Origin of the sequence: Paucibacter sp. B2R-40 (assembly GCF_025717555.1) — a bacterium.
In the GTDB taxonomy this organism is placed as follows: domain Bacteria; phylum Pseudomonadota; class Gammaproteobacteria; order Burkholderiales; family Burkholderiaceae_C; genus Paucibacter_A.
On record NZ_JAJIRP010000001.1, the window covers coordinates 274,642 to 291,593 of the forward strand.

The 16,952-nt window shown below is 63.7% G+C and carries 16 protein-coding genes; 4 read left to right on the top strand and 12 right to left on the bottom strand.

Annotation, left to right across the window (positions count from 1 at the left end):
* Window positions 1-23: 23 nt before the first annotated feature.
* Complete coding sequence (gene mnmG / locus LNV09_RS01180) at window positions 24-2,000, bottom strand: tRNA uridine-5-carboxymethylaminomethyl(34) synthesis enzyme MnmG (RefSeq protein ID WP_263555237.1); 1,977 nt, start codon at window positions 1,998-2,000, stop codon at window positions 24-26.
* 129 nt (window positions 2,001-2,129) lie between these two features.
* On the opposite strand from mnmG, the gene LNV09_RS01185 reads away from it, so the two are divergent.
* On the top strand, window positions 2,130-2,396 hold the full coding sequence (locus tag LNV09_RS01185; protein ID WP_263555238.1) for a YkgJ family cysteine cluster protein: 267 nt from the start codon (window positions 2,130-2,132) through the stop codon (window positions 2,394-2,396).
* A 36-nt stretch (window positions 2,397-2,432) separates the two neighbouring features.
* On the opposite strand, the gene LNV09_RS01190 is transcribed toward LNV09_RS01185, so the two are convergent.
* From LNV09_RS01190 to LNV09_RS01205, 4 genes are all read right to left on the bottom strand, one after another.
* Window positions 2,433-2,654 carry a DUF2061 domain-containing protein gene (locus LNV09_RS01190; RefSeq protein WP_263555239.1) on the bottom strand — a complete coding sequence of 74 codons (222 nt, stop codon included), beginning with the start codon at window positions 2,652-2,654 and terminating at the stop codon, window positions 2,433-2,435.
* 142 nt (window positions 2,655-2,796) lie between these two features.
* Window positions 2,797-4,911, bottom strand: coding sequence for a peptidase domain-containing ABC transporter (locus tag LNV09_RS01195; RefSeq protein ID WP_263555240.1), 2,115 nt, complete (start codon window positions 4,909-4,911; stop codon window positions 2,797-2,799).
* Window positions 4,904-6,154 (bottom strand): HlyD family secretion protein, encoded by a 1,251-nt coding sequence (locus tag LNV09_RS01200; protein ID WP_263555241.1) that lies wholly within the window; start codon window positions 6,152-6,154, stop codon window positions 4,904-4,906. The genes LNV09_RS01195 and LNV09_RS01200 overlap by 8 nt, the downstream gene beginning before the upstream one ends.
* Before the next feature lie 338 nt (window positions 6,155-6,492).
* Window positions 6,493-7,206: a helix-turn-helix transcriptional regulator gene (locus LNV09_RS01205; protein ID WP_263555242.1), complete on the bottom strand. Its 714-nt coding sequence runs from the start codon at window positions 7,204-7,206 to the stop codon at window positions 6,493-6,495.
* Window positions 7,207-7,367: 161 nt separating this feature from the next.
* Here LNV09_RS01205 and LNV09_RS01210 point away from each other — a divergent pair, with 161 nt between their 5' ends.
* Complete coding sequence (locus tag LNV09_RS01210) at window positions 7,368-7,736, top strand: DUF4902 domain-containing protein (protein WP_505190993.1); 369 nt, start codon at window positions 7,368-7,370, stop codon at window positions 7,734-7,736.
* An 84-nt stretch (window positions 7,737-7,820) separates the two neighbouring features.
* Here LNV09_RS01210 and LNV09_RS01215 read toward each other — a convergent pair whose 3' ends face one another.
* The 4 genes from LNV09_RS01215 to LNV09_RS01230 form a co-directional block, all read right to left on the bottom strand.
* Entirely contained in the window at window positions 7,821-9,026 is a 1,206-nt protein-coding gene (locus tag LNV09_RS01215) for an ABC transporter permease (protein ID WP_263555244.1), read from the bottom strand.
* A complete protein-coding gene (locus LNV09_RS01220; RefSeq protein ID WP_263555245.1) occupies window positions 9,023-9,814 on the bottom strand; it encodes an ABC transporter ATP-binding protein in 792 nt (263 codons plus the stop codon). The genes LNV09_RS01215 and LNV09_RS01220 overlap by 4 nt, the downstream gene beginning before the upstream one ends.
* Window positions 9,811-11,364, bottom strand: a complete 1,554-nt coding sequence (locus tag LNV09_RS01225) for an alpha/beta hydrolase (protein ID WP_263555246.1) — start codon at window positions 11,362-11,364, stop codon at window positions 9,811-9,813. The genes LNV09_RS01220 and LNV09_RS01225 overlap by 4 nt, the downstream gene beginning before the upstream one ends.
* Before the next feature lie 138 nt (window positions 11,365-11,502).
* Window positions 11,503-12,369 carry a hypothetical protein gene (locus tag LNV09_RS01230; RefSeq protein WP_263555247.1) on the bottom strand — a complete coding sequence of 289 codons (867 nt, stop codon included), beginning with the start codon at window positions 12,367-12,369 and terminating at the stop codon, window positions 11,503-11,505.
* A 118-nt stretch (window positions 12,370-12,487) separates the two neighbouring features.
* On the opposite strand from LNV09_RS01230, the gene LNV09_RS01235 reads away from it, so the two are divergent.
* The gene (locus tag LNV09_RS01235) at window positions 12,488-12,841 is read left to right on the top strand and encodes a PspC domain-containing protein (protein ID WP_263555248.1); all 354 of its coding nucleotides are present in this window, start codon (window positions 12,488-12,490) and stop codon (window positions 12,839-12,841) included.
* An 11-nt stretch (window positions 12,842-12,852) separates the two neighbouring features.
* On the opposite strand, the gene LNV09_RS01240 is transcribed toward LNV09_RS01235, so the two are convergent.
* The 3 genes from LNV09_RS01240 to LNV09_RS01250 are packed head-to-tail and all read right to left on the bottom strand — an operon-like array spanning window position 12,853 to window position 16,106.
* Window positions 12,853-13,542, bottom strand: coding sequence for an ABC transporter ATP-binding protein (locus LNV09_RS01240; RefSeq protein WP_263555249.1), 690 nt, complete (start codon window positions 13,540-13,542; stop codon window positions 12,853-12,855).
* 13 nt (window positions 13,543-13,555) lie between these two features.
* Window positions 13,556-14,806, bottom strand: a complete 1,251-nt coding sequence (locus LNV09_RS01245; protein WP_263555250.1) for an ABC transporter permease — start codon at window positions 14,804-14,806, stop codon at window positions 13,556-13,558.
* Window positions 14,807-14,819: 13 nt separating this feature from the next.
* Complete coding sequence (locus LNV09_RS01250) at window positions 14,820-16,106, bottom strand: efflux RND transporter periplasmic adaptor subunit (protein ID WP_263555251.1); 1,287 nt, start codon at window positions 16,104-16,106, stop codon at window positions 14,820-14,822.
* A 224-nt stretch (window positions 16,107-16,330) separates the two neighbouring features.
* Between LNV09_RS01250 and gstA the strand changes: the two genes are divergently transcribed.
* Window positions 16,331-16,939: a glutathione transferase GstA gene (gene gstA / locus LNV09_RS01255; RefSeq protein WP_263555252.1), complete on the top strand. Its 609-nt coding sequence runs from the start codon at window positions 16,331-16,333 to the stop codon at window positions 16,937-16,939.
* Window positions 16,940-16,952 lie beyond the last annotated feature (13 nt).

Here is a 16,952-nt window from a genome sequence, read left to right on the forward strand (position 1 = left end):
GTCGGGGTCGGGGTCGGTGTGGGTCAGGCGCTGGGAGTCGCCGCCGCTTCTTCAGCGCCGAAGCCCTTGAAGCGCTTCTTCTTCAGATGGACCAGCAGCAAGGAGATGGCTGCCGGCGTAACACCAGAGATGCGCGAAGCTTGGCCGAGGGTCTCGGGCTTGAGCTTGTTTAACTTCTGGCGTGCCTCGAAGGAGAGGGCGCTGACCTGCGAATAGTCGAGGTCGACGGGCAGCTTCAGGTGTTCGTAGTTCGCGGCACGGGCCACGTCGTCAACCTGCTTGTTGATGTAGCCGGCGTATTTGACGCTGATTTCTATCGCTTCGATCACCGCTGCGGCCAAGGTGCCGCCCAACTCGACGTTCATTGTTTCACGTGAAACAGTTGACTCCGGTCTTGCTATGGAGGCGACTTCTGCCAAGGTGTCATAGACGACGCCGGGCCGGCGCAGCAATTCTATGAAGTTGTATTCGCGCTCCAAAGCCTTGCCAACCAGACGCTCGGCGTCGGCGGCGGGCAGGATGGCCGGGTGAACCCAGGTTGCTTTGAGCTTCTCTGTTTCACGTGAAACAGCATCGCGTTTACGGTTGAAGGCAGCCCAGCGTTCGTCATCCACCAGGCCCAGCTCGCGGCCCATTTCGGTCAGCCGCATGTCGGCGTTGTCTTCGCGCAGCTGCAGGCGGAACTCGGCGCGGCTGGTGAACATGCGGTAGGGCTCGGTCACGCCCTGGGTGATCAGGTCATCGACCAAGACGCCCAGATAGGCTTGGTCGCGGGCCGGCAACCAGGGGCCGCGGCCCTGCACCTGCAGTGCGGCGTTGAGGCCGGCGAACAGACCTTGGGCGGCCGCTTCTTCGTAGCCGGTCGTGCCATTGATCTGACCGGCGAAGAACAGGCCCTGGATGTCGCGGGTCTCGAAGCTGGACTTGAGTCCGCGTGGGTCGAAGTAGTCGTACTCGATCGCGTAGCCGGGCCGCATGATGTGGGCGTTTTCCAGACCGGGGATCGAGCGCACGGCGGCGAGTTGAATGTCGAAGGGCAGGGAGGTCGAGATGCCGTTCGGGTAGTACTCGTGTGTCGTCAGGCCTTCGGGCTCCAGAAAGATCTGGTGGCTGTCTTTGTCGGCGAAGCGATTGACCTTGTCTTCGATGCTGGGGCAGTAGCGTGGGCCAACGCCTTCGATCACGCCGGTGAACATCGGGCTGCGCTCAAAGCCGGAGCGGATGATGGCGTGCGTCGCCGTTGAAGTGTGGGTGATGAAGCAGGGCACTTGGCGCGGGTGCTGCTCGACCCTGCCCATGAAGCTGAAAACCGGCAGCGGGTTCAGGTCGCCGCCTTGTTCCTCGCACTTTGAAAAGTCGATCGAGCGGCCATCGATGCGTGGCGGCGTGCCGGTCTTAAGCCGGCCCTGCGGCAGCTTCAATTCCTTCAACCGTGCCGACAGGCTGATCGCCGGTGGGTCTCCGGCGCGGCCGGCGGCATAGTTCCGCAGGCCGACATGAATGCGGCCGTCGAGAAAAGTCCCGGCGGTCAGCACGACAGCACGGGCGCGGAACTGCAGACCCATCTGCGTGACGGCGCCGACGACCCGCTCGCCTTGGCCGTCCGACTCGACCATGAGGTCGTCCACCGCCTGCTGGAACAGCCAAAGATTGGGCTGGTTCTCCAGCTTGTGACGAATCGCCGCCTTGTACAAAACCCGGTCGGCTTGGGCGCGGGTGGCGCGCACGGCCGGGCCTTTGGAACCATTGAGGATGCGGAATTGGATGCCGGCTTCGTCGGTGGCCGCCGCCATCGCGCCGCCCAGCGCGTCAACTTCCTTGACCAGATGGCCCTTGCCGATGCCGCCGATCGAGGGGTTGCAACTCATTGCCCCAAGCGTCTCGATATTGTGGGTCAGCAGCAGCGTGGCGCAGCCCATGCGGGCGGCGGCCAGCGCGGCCTCGGTGCCGGCGTGGCCGCCGCCGACCACGATAACGTCGAATTCCTTGGGGTATTGCATGAGTGGGTTTGCCTTGATGGGGAGTGGCCTCGACACGGCGGATAACGCGCGCATGGGCAAGCGGCAGATTTTACGCGGGGCTGTGGATAAGTGCCGACTGTCGGCGTCTAGTGGACGGACAATTGCGCGATGAAATGCCGAGAACATTGCGCCGCCTGTTGCATCGCCCCGTCCATCAGCTCACCCATCCCCGGCATGCCTGTCGTGGACGGCATCTCCAAGCCGGCTGGCGTTCGCTGCGTGCAGCTTGATGCGGCGAACCGCTGCAAGATTTTCGGTCGGCCCGAGCGGCCGGCGGTGTGCGGCTCGCTGCGGCCGTCCGAGTTGATGTGTGGCGAGAACCGCGAGCAGGCGATGCGCTGGCTGGGCTGGATGGAGCAACAGACAGCGCCCTGAGTCCAGCCGACCCATTTGAATGGGCTGCCTTTGAGTTCAGGCCGAGCTGACTGTAGCTGCACGTGTCCGGTGACGCGCCCACCAGGCCAGCAAAGCAGGGTGGCCCCAGTACTTTTCAAAGAAGTGATGCATCACCGTGTTGACCAGTGGCTCGATGAAAGTCACTGCGCCAGCGATGGCGATATTGCCCGTCAAGGCATAGGTGACGCCAAAGGAGGTGCCAAGATGGAGGATGCCGAAGCTCGCGGTTTTGGCCATATCTGTTGTGCTGAAGTAGTTACTATTGCTGAGATTGGATCAATAGGCTCACTCTAAGCACAGCGGCAAGCGCCGTCCAGTTGGGAGTCTCGATGGCGGCCATAGCCGAGGCTCCTGCCCCGGATTTCATGTCGGCGGCTTTTCAAGTCACCAAACGGCCTGCTTGCATCCGAATCACCCGCTCTGCCGCCGCGATGGTCTCGGGCCGGTGGGCGATCACAATTCTTGTCAGCTTCAAGCTGCGCAGCGAGGCATTGACCTCGCGTTCCCTTGCCACATCGAGGGCGCTGGTTGCTTCATCCAGAAGCAGAAATTGCGGCCGTTTGTAGAGCGCGCGTGCCAGCAACACGCGCTGGCGTTGGCCGCCCGACAGGGTGCTTCCCATATCGCCGATCAGGCTTTGAAAGCCCATGGGCATGGCCTTGATGTCTTCCAGCACACAGGCCAGCCGTGCGCACTCCTCTATCCACTGCGGGTCGGCGTCGGGGTCGAAAAAGGCGATGTTGTCAGCGATGCTGCCGGCGAAGAGCTGATCGTCTTGCATCACCGTGCCGATGCGGGCACGCCAGGCACTCAGGCCTATTTGCGCGAGCGGCACACCGCCGACCCGAATTTCGCCGTCTTGTGGCTTGTGAATGCCCAGGAGCAGTTTGAACAGTGTGGTCTTGCCGCAACCCGACGGGCCGACGATGGCGACCGATTCGCCAGCTTCTATGCGCAGATTGCAGTCGCTCAACACCACCGGCTCGCCGTCCGCATAACGGAAACTCACAGCGTGCAAGTCCAGCGCGGCGGCATGCTCCGGCATTGCAGCCGGGGCATCGGCATCGGCCTCCGGCGCCGTCAGCACGATATCGGCCAAGCGCTCACCCTGTAGCCGCAACATGCTCAGCTCCACGCCCTTGTCGATCAGGCCGGCCAGGCGCAGCGTGAACTGCTCCTTATAGGCCAAAAATGCAAACAGCATGCCGACCGACAGCTCGCGCTCCAGCACCAGCAGCGCGCCCAGCCAGATGATGGCGACCCGCTCAAGGCCGAATAGCAGCTTGTGGCCTACATCCATCCAGAGGTCGAGCCGGCGCACCGCAATGCCGGCGTTCATCTGCTCAACCACCAGGTTGGCAAAAGCGGCACTGCGCTCGGCCTGCGCGTTAAAAAGTTTGATCGCCTGTGCGCCGCGCAGTGATTCGAGGAAATGGCTGTTCTGTTTGGCCTCATGCACCAGCGCCTCTTCCGAGGCCTCACGCAGCGGCCTGAAGAATGCCCAGCGCAGCAGCGCGTAGGTTGCCACCGCCAGCAGCGCCACCCCGCTCAAACGCGGGCTGTAGACCCACATCAGGACCAGGGTGAGGATGACCATCACACCGTCCAGCACCGCCTCGGCAAAGCGGGTCGAGAGCGTGCGCTGAATCAGCTGCACGCTGCCAAAGCGCGACCAGATGTCGCCGATATGGCGTTTCTCGAACCAGGCCAACGGCAGCTTGAGCAGATGGCCGAACACCTGGGTCAGCCACTGCACATTCAGTGAGGCCGACAGATACAGCACCGCCCAGGAACGCAGCGCGCCAACACCGACTTGCAGCAGCACCAACAGGCCAAAGCCCAGGCCCAGCGTGACCAGCAAGTCGTGGTCGGCGCTGACCAGCACGCCGTCCACCACCCATTGCAGAAAGAATGGCGAGAGCAGCGCCAGCATCTCCAGCGCCAAGGCCAGGCCCAGAATCTGCATCAGCGAACGTTTGAGCCCGCTGATGCGGCCGAAGAGTTGGCGCCATTGCAGGCGCGGCGCGGCGGATTGCGGGGCGAAATGATGGCCGGGGCGCAGCTCCAAAGCAACGCCGGTGAAGTGGCGCGACAGCTCGGCCAAACGCATGCGACGCCGACCATGGGCCGGATCATGAATCACGCAGTCGTCGCCGCTGACCTCGGCCAGCACGACGAAATGATTGAAGTCCCAATGCAGGATGGCCGGCAGCTGCAGCTGCGCCAAATGCGCCGGCTCGGCCCGCAAGGCGCGGCTGCTCAAGCCCAGATCGGCCGCCATGCGTACCAAGTCGGCCATGGACGCGCCCTTCAGCGAGAGCGAAAAGCGCGCCCGCATCTGGGCCAGATTGAGCTGCAAGCCGTAACTGCTGGCGACCATGGCCAGGCAGGCCAAGCCGCATTCGGCTGCCTCGGTTTGCAGCATCAGCGGCACGCGAGAGCGGCCACGCCAGCCCAGGTGCAGCCGCTCAATCAAATTCGGCGACTCAGACACGGTGGGCCAGGCTCAACAAGGGCTCAAAAATCCATTCGATCAAACGGCGCCGCTCCAGCAGCACATCGGCGTCCAGCTGCATGCCGGCGCTCAAGGCTTGTTCCCGGCCATAGGCGCTGACGGTTTGGCGGTCCAGCTCGACGGTGATGCGGTACAGCGGCTCGCTCTGTGCGCCCTGGCTGAGCGCGGCCGGCAGGTTCAGCAGCGCGAGTTCGGCCGGCGTCAGCGGTGTGCGCGAGACCTGCAAGACCCGGCCGCTTTGGCTGCCGAATTTCTGATAGGGGAAGGCTTGGTAGCGCAGGTTGACCGCTTGCTGCGGCCGCACGAATCCCACCGCGCTGGACGGTGCGTACAACTGCGCCAGCATCTGCGCCTGAGCAGGCAGCACGCTGGCCAAGACCGCGCCGGCGTTGACACTTTGACCGGGCTCGGCCTGCAGCGTGGCGACCACGCCGTCGCTCGGCGCGCGCAGCACCAGGCGGCGCCGACCCTCGGTTTCCAGGCCAAGCCGGTTCAGCTCAGCGCTGTCGCGCTCAATCACGCCTTGCAGCACCTGCTCCTTCAGCGGCAATTGCTGAGCCTCGGCCAGTGTCGCTGCTTGTTCGCGCAGCAAGGTCTCGCGCTGCCGCTCCAGCGCTTGGCCCTGCGCGCGCAGGCCCAGCACCTCCTCGCGCTTGGCCTGCACCTGGGCGGCGGAAATAAAGTTGTCGCGGTTGAGCTGCTCTAGCCTCACCAAGGCCGCGTCAGCCAGCGCCTGGCGCTCTTGCTGCAAGCCTGCCTCGGCCTTCAGCAAGGCCAATTCGCGTTCAATGCCCTTGCTGCGCAGCGTTAGCGTTTGCTGCTGAGTGTGCGCTAACTGCCGCTGATGTTCGGCGCTAGCTTGCAGGCTTTGCTGGCCAGCCGTCAGGTTCTTGGCGATGGCCTCGGCACTTTGGTTGGCGCTGTCCAGGCTGAGCACAAACAGCACATCGCCGGCCTTGACCGATTGGCCTTCGCTGACCTCGCGCGTCAGCACGGTCGCCGCTTGCGCCGTGCTGACGCGCAGCACACCGCGGTCGGGCAGCAAGTAGCCGCTGACGCGCGCTTTGCGGGTGTATTCAGCCTTGCTCAGAAACACGGCCACGGCCACTACCGCCATGATGGCGGTAAAGCTCAAGACCTTGAGCGAAAGCGGACGCAGCAATTGGATGCTGCCCAGCCAGGCCTTTTGCTGGCCTTGGATGGCCTCGGGGCGGAAGAGCATAAGGAGATGGGAGGCCTAGTTGGCCCCTGTCCTCCTCATGCTGCAAGGAGCTCCGCAGTCACCAGCAATTACCACCCACCCTTGGGCGATGGGTCTGTAGGCGAAGCTTGAGTTTCGGCATTGCCTTGTGTCGCGCCTCCGCTTACCAAGTGCAGCAATTGCGCGTCGATTTCCACCGGGGCTTGGTTTGGAGTGGCCTGAGAAGTCATGGACTGAGTTTGTTCGTTTTGCATGGCTGATTCCGATTAAGAGGAGTGCGCGTTATCGGCACAGGGTGATTGCAGCAGGAGCAGCGCAGTTTGGTAACTGTCAACTCTTACAGGGAGGCCCCAGCCGGCTCAGCGTATCAAGCCTAGCCGCATCGCCTTTAGTACGGCTTGATGCTTGTTATTGCAATCAAGCTTGCGCATTGCATTGCTGAGATGCAGCACCGCAGTGCGTTCGCTGATGCTCAATATGGCTCCCACCTCCCAGGCAGTCTTGCCGTCCATGGTCCAGCGCAAGGCCTCTAACTCTCTTGGCGTCAGATGGGGGCGGTCGAGTTGCTGCTCGGGCGGTAACAGGACTCGCAGCGCCGTATCTACGGCATGTACGGCAAACAACTGCATGTCCGCAACCAGACGCGTCAGTTGTGCGGCGTCCGACGGAAGATCGGCGCTGCGATCCATACCGAGAACAAAGTGCCGGCCCTCGGGTAAATGCAAGGCGAGACAGACACCGGTTCGATAACCGAATCGAGCCTGCACCTCCCAAAGATGCCCGGCGTTCTTGTTCACATAGGTTCGCTGGTCCCAAACAATGGGCACGCTTTGTCGTTTGCAATGCTGCATGACGGGATCGAGCGATGCCAGAGATGGATCACTCCAGGCGTCCTTGAAGCCGGGTGGGCAGTTGTCAATATTGATGAAATCAGACCGCCCCAGCGAATGGTCCACCACGGTCATGGCCGAGAAATTGTCAAAGCCCATGGCCTTGGTGAAGTGCTCCAACTCATTGGCGAACACATCCCGACTCCGAGCTTCAAGCACCGATTGGTATCGCCCGTCTAACATCGAATCGCCTCCCTCCATGCAAGGCTAGCGCCGATTTGGCGTTTTGCCCATCCGTTGTCTCCCTGACAAGGTTTACAGCTAGCGTGCCATTTGAGCAGCCTGCACACTTAGAGCCAGTTACCCGCGCTTTTCTAGCGCACTTCATTTCTTATATCAAAAATATGACTCCTGCTTGGATTGTGTACGCATGGCCCCGAGTTTTGTGTGAAACCCAGCACGTTCCTGATTTGCAATTGGCGCATTTGAGTACCCAGGTGTTGGTCGCCGGCGACGGCGAGCACCCAGCCATGGGACAAACCCTGTGGCAAGGGGCCGAGGGGCATGCGGTTGCCGGCGTGGCCTGGGATTGGGTCAGTCTGCCGGCGGGCTTGGTGGCGATGGTGGACCCGATGGCCTTGATCACCAACCTGCAGTTCGTCAACCACGCAGGGGAGGTGTTGGCGCCCTTGGAGTCAGCGCGGCAACTGAACGAAATTGTTCATGCGCTGCCTTGGCAATACGAGGTGCAGCGGGCGCTGGGCTTGCATTGAGGCAATGGGCAGCGAGCTGCCCATTGCTAGGCGACTCGGTTCTGGCTGCCTACCCGCCCTGCGCAGGTTCAGGAGCCCACGGGACTATTTGTGTCCGGCCACGGCCAGTCGCATGGACTTGGCGACGAACAGCAGGCAGGCCAGCGTCAGCCCCGCCCCCACCAAGACCCCCGGCATCACCTGCGCCCAAGTCAAGGCCTCGCCCTTCAGAACCAGCATCATCAGCGTGTTCTGGGCCAGTCCTGGTACCCACAAATACCAGGCCGCGTCACCGCCCGGGTTGAGCATGCTCACCATGGGCGCCAGGCCCACCAGCGTGACGATCAGGCCGCTGCCGGCCTGCGCCTCTTTGAAGGTCTTGGAGCGAATCGCCATCGCCATCAAGACCGCGCCCAGGCCGGCCGCCAGCGGCAGTTGCAGCAGCAAAAAGGCGAACACCTCGTACCAACCGAACTGGAACATCGCCTGCAAGCTGTCGCTCCTGAGCAGCCATTGCGCCGGGATGAAGCTCAGGCTGGCCAGCAGCGCCACCAACAAGCCCAGCAGCGCCACCGCGCCCCATTTGCCCAGCACCAGGGCCAGATGCTGGACCGGGTTCATCAGCAGCGGCTCCAGCGAACCACGTTCGCGCTCGCCGGCCGTGCTGTCGAGCGCGGCCGTGAGCGCGCCGTAAAGCACGGCCATGATGATGAACATCGGGATGATGCTGGTGATGCGGGTGGCGCGGGCCTGGGCGCTGGCCAGGTCACGCTCTTCCACCAAGACCGGCTGCAGCAGTTCGGTCGAGACGCCGCGCAGCGCCATATTCAGCGACGCGCGCTCACGGTTGAAGCCGCCGAGCAATCGGCTCAGGCCGCCCAGGCCGGTGCTGGCACGTTGGTTGGCGCTGTCGCTGACCAGCTCCACGGTCGGCTGTTGGCCTGTCAGCAACTCTTTTTCAAAATCTTTGCCGATGACCAGCACCGGCTCCAGCAATTTGGTGTTGCGCAGCTGGCTCTCATAGTCGGCCGGGGCCGCTTTGATCGTGTAGGTCTGGCGCTCCAGATAGTTGCGCAGCGTCGGTGCGTGTTCGATGCCGGCCACCATCACTTCGCGCTTGTCTGCGCGTTCTTCCAGCGAGGAGATAAAGCCTGACAGCGCCAACAACAATAGCGGCCCCATCAGCACCGCCGGCACCATCAGGCGCAGCAGCGTACGGCGGTCGCGCAGCGCGTCCAGCACCTCTTTGACAAAGACGATCCAGAAATTCTTGCCCATACTTGCTTGTTGCTTTGCTTGCAGTTGTTTCATGCCGCAACTCCTGCCTGTTCCTGGCTGAAAGCCAGTTTGACGAAAGCGTCTTCGAACTTGCGCTCGCCGGCTTGTTCAAGCAGTTGCTCGACCGAGCCTTCGGCCACGCTGCGCCCATTCGCCACGATGACGACGTGTTCGCACAGCTGCTCCACCTCCTGCATGATGTGGGTCGAGAAAATGATGCATTTGCTGCCGCCCGCTGCCGAGCACAGATGGCGCAGCGCCTCGCGCAGCGAGCGGGTGGCCAGCACATCGAGGCCATTGGTTGGCTCGTCCAACACGATATTGGCGGGGTCATGCACCAGGGCTCTGGCCAGTGCCGTCTTCATCCGCTCCCCCTGGCTGAAACCTTCGGCACGGCGGTCGAGAATCTTGCCCATGTCCAAGAGCTTGGCCAGTTCCTCGGCGCGCGCATTCGCCGCGCCTTCTTCCATGCCCTGCAAGCGGCCGAAGTAGATGATGTTTTCGCGTGCCGACAGACGCGGGTAGAGGCCATGGGCGTCGCCCAGAATACCCATGCGTGCCAGGGCCTGGCGGGGCTGCTCGGCCACTTTGATGGTGTCGACGGTGATGCTGCCGCTGTCCGGCGTGAACAAGCCACCCAACATGCGCAGCGTGGTGGTCTTGCCGGCGCCATTGGGGCCGAGCAAGCCGGTGATGCGACCGTCGGGCGCGTCCACCGTCACCGCCTTGACCGCCTGCACCAGCAGCTTGGCCGGGCGCTTGAGCAGCGAGCCGCCACTTTTGGCGATGAACTGTTTGCTGACGTTCTCGATCTGAATCATGGCTGCACCTTGGCGGCTGACGTGCTACTGGCCTGCACCGGCAGGAAGGCGCCGGGGCGCGGAATCTTGGCTGCGCAGGCCGCGTCTTGCGGCAGCGCCAGCGCATCGGTCTTGGCGTCCACAAAGCGGAACAGCAACTCGCGTATGCAGCCCACGCCCATCACGCCGTGGCCGGCCTCGGGCACGACGATGTGCTGTACCAGCTTGGCGTTGGTGGCGCCCAAGGCCTTGGCCGCGCGCTCGCCGTGGCGCGGCGGTGTGGCCGGGTCGGCGCCGCCGCTGAGCAGCAGTACCGGCGAGGCGGTCGGCGGCATGCTGAAGAAGGCCGGCGCGATCTGGGCGCGTGGCCATGACTGGCAAACCTGGGTGTAAAGCCTTGCGTCATCGCGGCCAAAGTCAGCACCGGGCAGGTCGGCGCTTTTCTCCAAGCGCGGCACGTCCTCTGCGCAGACGACCGAGAAATGCATGCCCATGGCAAGCCGGCTTGACTTGCCGCTGGCCAGGGCACCACTCAGGCCCATCAAGCCCTCCAAACGCCCTTGATGGGCGGCATGGATGGCCGCGGGCAGGGCAGCCGCCAAAGCCGGTGAATACAGCGGCAAACGTACGCTGCGCAGCAGCATCTCCCGGCTCAGTGTGAAGCTCTCTGGCTGGCCGGTCAGCGGGTGCATGACGCTGACTTGGCGCGGCATGCTTTGCAAGAGGGCGGCCCATTCCTGGCGCAGCTTTGGAAACAGCTGCTGGCAAGCCGGCTCTTGTTCGCAGGCCAGCAAGCTGGCGTCGAGAGCGGCCTGGCCATCGGTCGAGAAGCTGGCCGGCAAGACCATATCGGGCGGCGCCACGCCGTCCAGCACGGTGCGGCGCACCTGCGCCGGGAACAGACGCAAATACTCCAGCGCGGCGCGCGTACCGTAGCTGCCGCCGATCAGATTCCATTGCGGTGCGCCGAGGGCTGCGCGCACGGCCTCGAAGTCCTGCATGGCAATCGTGGTCGAGTAAAAGCGCATATCGCCATGCGGCAACTTGGCCAACGCCAAGCGGCAAGTCTCTAGCCGTTTGAACTGTGCGCTCGCGTCCAAGGCCTCGGCGATAGGCAGATCGCGGTCGTCGGCGCATTGCAGCGGCGCCGACTTGCCGGTGCCGCGCTGGTCGATGAAGACGATGTCGCGGCGGTTGTTCAGCCGCGCCAGCCGACTCATCACCATCGGCGCCACGGCCATGGCGCTCTGGCCGGGGCCGCCCGCCAGCATCAAGACCGGGTCAGGCTGCTTGTTGCGTGCCATCGCCGGGACCACCAGGAAGTGGATATCGATCTGCGTGCCGCCCGGCTCGGCCGGGTTCAGCGGGCGCTTGATATGGCCGCATTGCAACTCATTGGGCATGCCCTCGATGCGGCAGGGGCTGGTGCCGCTGCTGGGCGGACTCGTGGCTGAATGGGCGGGATTGCTCGCGGTAGTGAGCGCGATGGCGAGGGCGATGCCGGCCGTCGCAGCGATCCGCGCACCCTGGCGTAGCAGGCCGGAGGGTCGTGTTGGTATTCGGTCTGTCATAGATATCCGTTCTCCGAGAACATGTGGTGCAGAACTGGAGCGGATTATGGGCAGCGCCAGCGGCGCAAACGGGCTCGAAGCGGCGAACGGCGAATTGCGCCGTTGAATGGCAGTCCGCCAGGCTTGGCCGGCGCCGCCTCAGTCGGTGGCTGAGCGCAGCGCCATGTTGGCCAAGCGCAGCAGCAGCCACAGCAGCAGCAGCGGGAACACCAAGGTCTGCAATAGAAAGGCAACGATCAAGTTCACGACATCGCTGACCGCCTTGTCGGCCGCCAACTGCATGCGTTCCGCATAGGCCCGAACATCCGGCAGCGTAGCTGCGCGTTTGAGCTTGTCAAAGGCCGACTCAGTGGCCGGGGCGTTGGCTTGCTGCACCGAAGCGGCCTGGCGCCCCAACTCGCCGGCGGTGTTGGCGATGCCTTGCTGGCTGGCTTGGTAGTTGTCGGCCAACAAATGCCGGAAGGCCAGATCGCTGCCCAGGATGGTCAGCGGTACGGCAAAGCGCAATACCAGCAAGGCGATCAAGAGCGTGCGGGCATAGCCCGGCAGCCTGCGGCGCTGCCAGACGGCCCAGCCAGTGCCGAATGCCATCAGCGTCAGCGCCGCGCTGACCCAGGCGTTGCCGCCGAGCGAGATCAATACTTTTTGCACGCCGAAGGACACCGAGGCCCCCAGCATCAGCGTTGAGAACTGCTCGATCAGATCATTGATGGGGTCCAGCGCCTGGCCGGGAGCGAGCGTCAGGCCGACGCCCAGCGGCTGCAACGACACGGTCGTTTCCTGCAGCGTCGAGATCACGGCGTTGAGCGTGCGCGCGGTGGCAAAGGTGATCAAGGCACGTTTCAAGCCCGCGTCGACGCGCGCGCTGGCCATCGCGTCCAGCTGCGGCAGCCAAGCCAGGGCGGCGCTGGCGAGCAGGGCAAGGATGATCAAGAGGCGGTGATGGGGCGACGACATTTTCAAAGCATAAGCGATGATTTCAGCGGCATGGGCAAGTTTACGCATGCATATCGTGCGCCTGGCCGCCAAGTTCAGCCAGGCGTAACAGCAGTTCGTCGCAACTTGCAAACAGTACGTGCAGGCCCCACGTTAAGCTACGTCCATCACTTTGTAGGAGCAAGCAATGTCTGACAGCATCGAGCTGGATAAATTGGCTGAATTGCATCAGCGCGGTGTGTTGACCGCCGAAGAATTCGCCCGCGCCAAAGAGCGCCTCCTGGGTGGCGCTGGCACCGGTTCGTCCTCGACCACGTCCGGCTATGGCGCCACGCGCAGCGCCGCAGCGGGCGGCATCAACGAGCTGCGGCGCAGCGTTGATGACCGCTGGATCGGCGGTGTCTGCGGTGGCATTGCCAGGTTGACCGGCATCGAGTCTTGGCTTTGCCGCTTGCTGCTGACGGTGCTGGCGCTGTTTGCCGGCTCCGGTGTGCTGGTCTACATCCTTTTGTGGATCTTCGTGCCCGAACAAGAGGCCTGAGTCGCCAGTCGCTAGCCACTGACCAAGCCGTCGATCACCTGGATCGTGCGGTCGCAGCGTGCGGCCAAGGTGGGGTTGTGTGTCACGAACAGCACGGCCGTGCCCTGCTGCTGGTTGACGCGGCGCAGCAGCTCGAACACCGCATCGGCGCTTTTGCTGTCCAGGTTGCCGGTCGGTTCATCGGCCAAGAGCAGGGCAGGCTTCATCGCCAGCGCGCGTGCCACGGCCACACGCTGTTGCTGGCCGCCACTCAAGTTGCCGGCCAAGTTGTCTTGCCAGGGCGTCAAGCCGACGCTGGCAATCAGCTCCAATGCACGCTGGTGCATCTCGGCGTTAGGAAAGCCGGCCGCACCCAACATCGGCATCATCACGTTCTCCAGCGCGGTGAATGCGGTGATCAGGTGGTGGTACTGGAATACAAAACCGATGCTGTGGCCGCGCAGCCGGGTCAGCGCGCGGTCGTCCAAATGGGTGGTTTCTACGCCATGAATCGCCAGGCTGCCGCTGCTCGGCCGGTCCAGCAGGCCGACGATATTGAGCAGCGTGCTTTTGCCCGAGCCCGAGGGCCCCATCACGGCGCAGAACTCACCCTTGTGCAGGCTCAGGTCGATGCCATGCAGCACTTCGGTCTCGATCGGCGTGCCGGGGTTGAAGACCTTGCGCACGCCATGCAGCTGCACCACCACCTCGGTGCTCGTCATGTTGCTGCCCGGCTCAGCCACGGATCGCCACCACGGGGTCTAGTCTTGCCGCACGCAGGGCCGGCGCAAATGCAGCGAGCAAACCCGTCAGCGTGGCCAAGAGCAGCGCGGCGCCAAACAGCTGCGGATCGAACACCAGCGGAAACAGCGGCGTGCCATCGGCATTGCGTGCATATTGTTGCCACAGCCACAAGGCGAGGGCGCCGATGGAGCTGCCCAGCAGCGAGCCGCCCAAGCCCAGCAGCCCGCCTTGCAGCAGAAAGACGCGCAGTATCTGCGCCTGTGAAATACCCATCGCACGCAGAATGCCGATCTCGCGCGATTTCTGCACCACCACCACGACCAGCACGCTGGCGATGCCAAAGGCTACCGAGAGCCCGACAAAAAAGCGGATCGCCGTGTTCGCGGTGGTTTGCGCGCTGATGGCCGAGAAGAACTGCGCACTCGATTTGATCCAGCTGTCGGCCTGCACGCCGGTGTTGGCCGCGATCGACTGCGCTATCCGCTCGGCCGCGTAGACATCGCGCACCGTCACGTCCAGGCTGGTGACGCCGCCGGGCAGGCCCAGCAGGCTTTGGGCGGTATGGCGCGCCACAAAGGTGCTGCGTTGATTGGCGCCTTTGTTACCAAGATCGAAGATGCCGATGATGGTCAAGGTACTGGCCTGCGCGTTTTCCGAGTTGGCGGTCGACAGGCGCAGCTTGTCACCGATGTCAACGCCCAGATCGGTGGCCAGATCGATGCCGATCAAGATGTCCGTGCCGCCGAGATCGGCGCGCCCGCGCACCAGCTTGTCGTTCAAGTCAACGATGCGGTAATACAAATCGGGGTCGATGCCGTTGACCGAAATTGCCCGGCTTGCATTGCCGCGCAGCACCAGCGCCGAGCCGCTGCTCAGCGGCGAAACTACCAGCACATCGGGCGTGGCACGCACCTGCGCCGCCACCGCCTGCCATTGGTCAATCGACTTGAGCCGCTGCAGCGGCGGCTGGACGATGGCGCCCGGCTGCTCGGTCGGGCTGGCCGGCCGCAGCGCGCGCGTCACTTCCTGGTGCGGCAACAGCTGAATATGCGCTTGCGCCGTCAACACGCGCCGGATGAAGTTGCCCTGCAACCCAGCCAGCAAGGCCGACATGAACACGATCACGGCCACGCCTATCGCCACGCCGATGATGATGAACAAGGTCTGCAGCCGCCCTTCACGCAAAAAGCGCAGCGCGACGATCCATTCGAAAGGCAAGCCGGCGGGCAGTGTGCGGGCCATAGGGCTCAGGCCTTCAACGACCGGCGAGCGGGGCGGCGCCGCCAGGTTTGGCGCCAACTGGATCCGGTCTGGCGCGTACCCTGGCGCCGTCCTTCACCGGCTCGCTGCCCAGCACCAGGCGGTCCCCTTCGACCAGGCCGTCCAGCAGCTCGGCATAGCCGCCGCTGCGCAGGCCCAGGCGCACGCTTTGGCGGCGTGCTATACCTTTGTCGCGACCGTCCTCACCGACACGCAGCACCCAGGGCGCAGCGCTTTGAGGCTCACGCACGACGGCCAGCGGCAGCAGCAAGGCCTGCGGGCGGCGCGCCACCTCGATGTCCACCGACACCGTCATATCCTGGCTCAAATAGGGCGGTGGCGCCGGCACATCGAGCTTGACCTCGACCGCGCCGGTCTGCGCATTCACGCCGGGGTTGATGAACACCAAATGAGCCTCAAAGTGCTGATCGGGGTAGGCGTCGGCCGACGCCAGGGCTGGTTGGCCGGGTGCGATCAGGCGCAGATTGCGCTCGTCGATGCTCAAGACCAACTGGGTGCGCCCGGCCGGAGACAGCGTCATCAAAACTTTGCCGGCCTGCACCACATCGCCGACCTCCACCTTGCGGCCGATCAGCGTGCCGGCGGCCGGCGCGCTGATGCGGGCATAGCGGCTGCGGGCGGCTGCCGCCTCGGCGTTGGCACGCGCCTGCGCCAAGGCGGCGTCGGCCAGCGCGGCGTCGCTGCCGCCGGGGCGCAGCGCTTCGCTCTGTTTTTGGCTCAAGCGCCATTGCGCTTCATTGAAGGCCAGCGTCGTGCGAGCTTGATCCAGGGCGGCCTCACCGATGAAGCCCTGCTCGAACAGGGCTTGTTGCCGGTTCAGCTGAGATTTGGCGTTATTCAAATTGGCCAGTGCTTGGCGCAGCTGCTGTTCGGCCACCGGCGCTTGCAGTTCAGCGACTTGGCGCACCCGAGCCAAGGCCTGCTGCACCGCCAACTCGGCCTGGCGTTGACTGGCGCGCAACTCGGCCGATTCCAATTCCACCAGCAAATCGCCAGCTGCCACCTGTTGCCCCTCGGCCACCGGCACGCGCGTCACGGTGCCGGTGATCTGCGCGGCAATATCGGCCCGGTGCGGCGCCTCAACCCGGCCACTGGCCACCACCGACTGCACAAAATCGCGCCGCAACAGCGTGCTGGTCATCACCTCCGGGCCGCGCCAACTGCGCCATGCGAGAGCGAGCAAAGCAAGTGCAAAAGCGAGCAAGGCGAGGCGCGAGGGCCAGCCTAGCTTACTCAGCATTGCGCGCAGGTCAATGTTCATGTGGGGCGGCGTCGGGGATTGCTGAACTGCCAATCTACGCCCGCTGTTTGAATGCCGTCTTGTGCTGGGTCAATTTGGCGCGTGGAAAAAACGAACCTGACCCCATTTTTTTCCCAGATTCTCTACTGAGCTTGGCTCGCTGTGGCGCAAAAGCTGGGTGTGATGTGGGTGAATTCATTTGGGCGTACCCTACCGCGTCTTTCAACCCGCAAGGAACTCCCGTTATGAAGCTCTATTACAGCCCCGGTGCCTGCTCACTGTCTCCGCACATTGTCTTGCTTGAAGCTGGCTTGAAGTTCGAGCTGGTCTTGGCCAGCACCAAGTCCAAGAAGCTTGCCGACGGGACCGATTTCTACAGCATCAATTCCAAGGGTTCGGTGCCGGTCTTGGAGCTGGACAATGGCGAGCGCCTGACGGAAGGCCCGGCCATCGTCCAATACATTGCCGATCTGGCACCCGGGACAAATCTGGCGCCGGCCAATGGCACGATGGCGCGCTATCGCCTGCAGGAATGGCTGAACTTCATCACGTCCGAGCTGCACAAGAGCTTCTCGCCGCTGTTCAACCCGGCCACGCCGGAAGATTACAAGCCGCAGGTGCGTGCCAAGCTGGCTGAGCGCTTCGCCTGGGTCAATGAGCAGCTCGAGGGCAAGCAATACTTGCTCGGCGATCACTTCACGCTGGCCGATGCCTATTTGTTCGTGGTCAGCAACTGGGGCCAGTATGTGGGCGTTGATGTCAGCGCTTACGCCAATCTGGTGGACTTGCGCGCCCGTGTCGCGGCACGCCCGGCGGTGATCGCGGCGATGACCGCCGAAGGTCTGCTGAAGTAAGCCGGCGTACCCG

Coding starts and splice junctions, on each gene's coding strand:
- LNV09_RS01235 (WP_263555248.1), top strand. CDS start 12,488: ATGTCTGACAGCATCGAGCTGGATAAATTGGCTGAATTGCATCAGCGC.
- LNV09_RS01200 (WP_263555241.1), bottom strand. CDS start 6,154: ATGCTCTTCCGCCCCGAGGCCATCCAAGGCCAGCAAAAGGCCTGGCTG.
- LNV09_RS01225 (WP_263555246.1), bottom strand. CDS start 11,364: ATGACAGACCGAATACCAACACGACCCTCCGGCCTGCTACGCCAGGGT.
- LNV09_RS01215 (WP_263555244.1), bottom strand. CDS start 9,026: ATGAAACAACTGCAAGCAAAGCAACAAGCAAGTATGGGCAAGAATTTC.
- gstA (WP_263555252.1), top strand. CDS start 16,331: ATGAAGCTCTATTACAGCCCCGGTGCCTGCTCACTGTCTCCGCACATT.
- LNV09_RS01250 (WP_263555251.1), bottom strand. CDS start 16,106: ATGAACATTGACCTGCGCGCAATGCTGAGTAAGCTAGGCTGGCCCTCG.
- LNV09_RS01220 (WP_263555245.1), bottom strand. CDS start 9,814: ATGATTCAGATCGAGAACGTCAGCAAACAGTTCATCGCCAAAAGTGGC.
- LNV09_RS01245 (WP_263555250.1), bottom strand. CDS start 14,806: ATGGCCCGCACACTGCCCGCCGGCTTGCCTTTCGAATGGATCGTCGCG.
- LNV09_RS01210 (WP_505190993.1), top strand. CDS start 7,368: ATGACTCCTGCTTGGATTGTGTACGCATGGCCCCGAGTTTTGTGTGAA.
- LNV09_RS01240 (WP_263555249.1), bottom strand. CDS start 13,542: ATGACGAGCACCGAGGTGGTGGTGCAGCTGCATGGCGTGCGCAAGGTC.
- LNV09_RS01230 (WP_263555247.1), bottom strand. CDS start 12,369: ATGCGTAAACTTGCCCATGCCGCTGAAATCATCGCTTATGCTTTGAAA.
- LNV09_RS01190 (WP_263555239.1), bottom strand. CDS start 2,654: ATGGCCAAAACCGCGAGCTTCGGCATCCTCCATCTTGGCACCTCCTTT.
- LNV09_RS01185 (WP_263555238.1), top strand. CDS start 2,130: ATGAAATGCCGAGAACATTGCGCCGCCTGTTGCATCGCCCCGTCCATC.
- LNV09_RS01205 (WP_263555242.1), bottom strand. CDS start 7,206: ATGTTAGACGGGCGATACCAATCGGTGCTTGAAGCTCGGAGTCGGGAT.
- mnmG (WP_263555237.1), bottom strand. CDS start 2,000: ATGCAATACCCCAAGGAATTCGACGTTATCGTGGTCGGCGGCGGCCAC.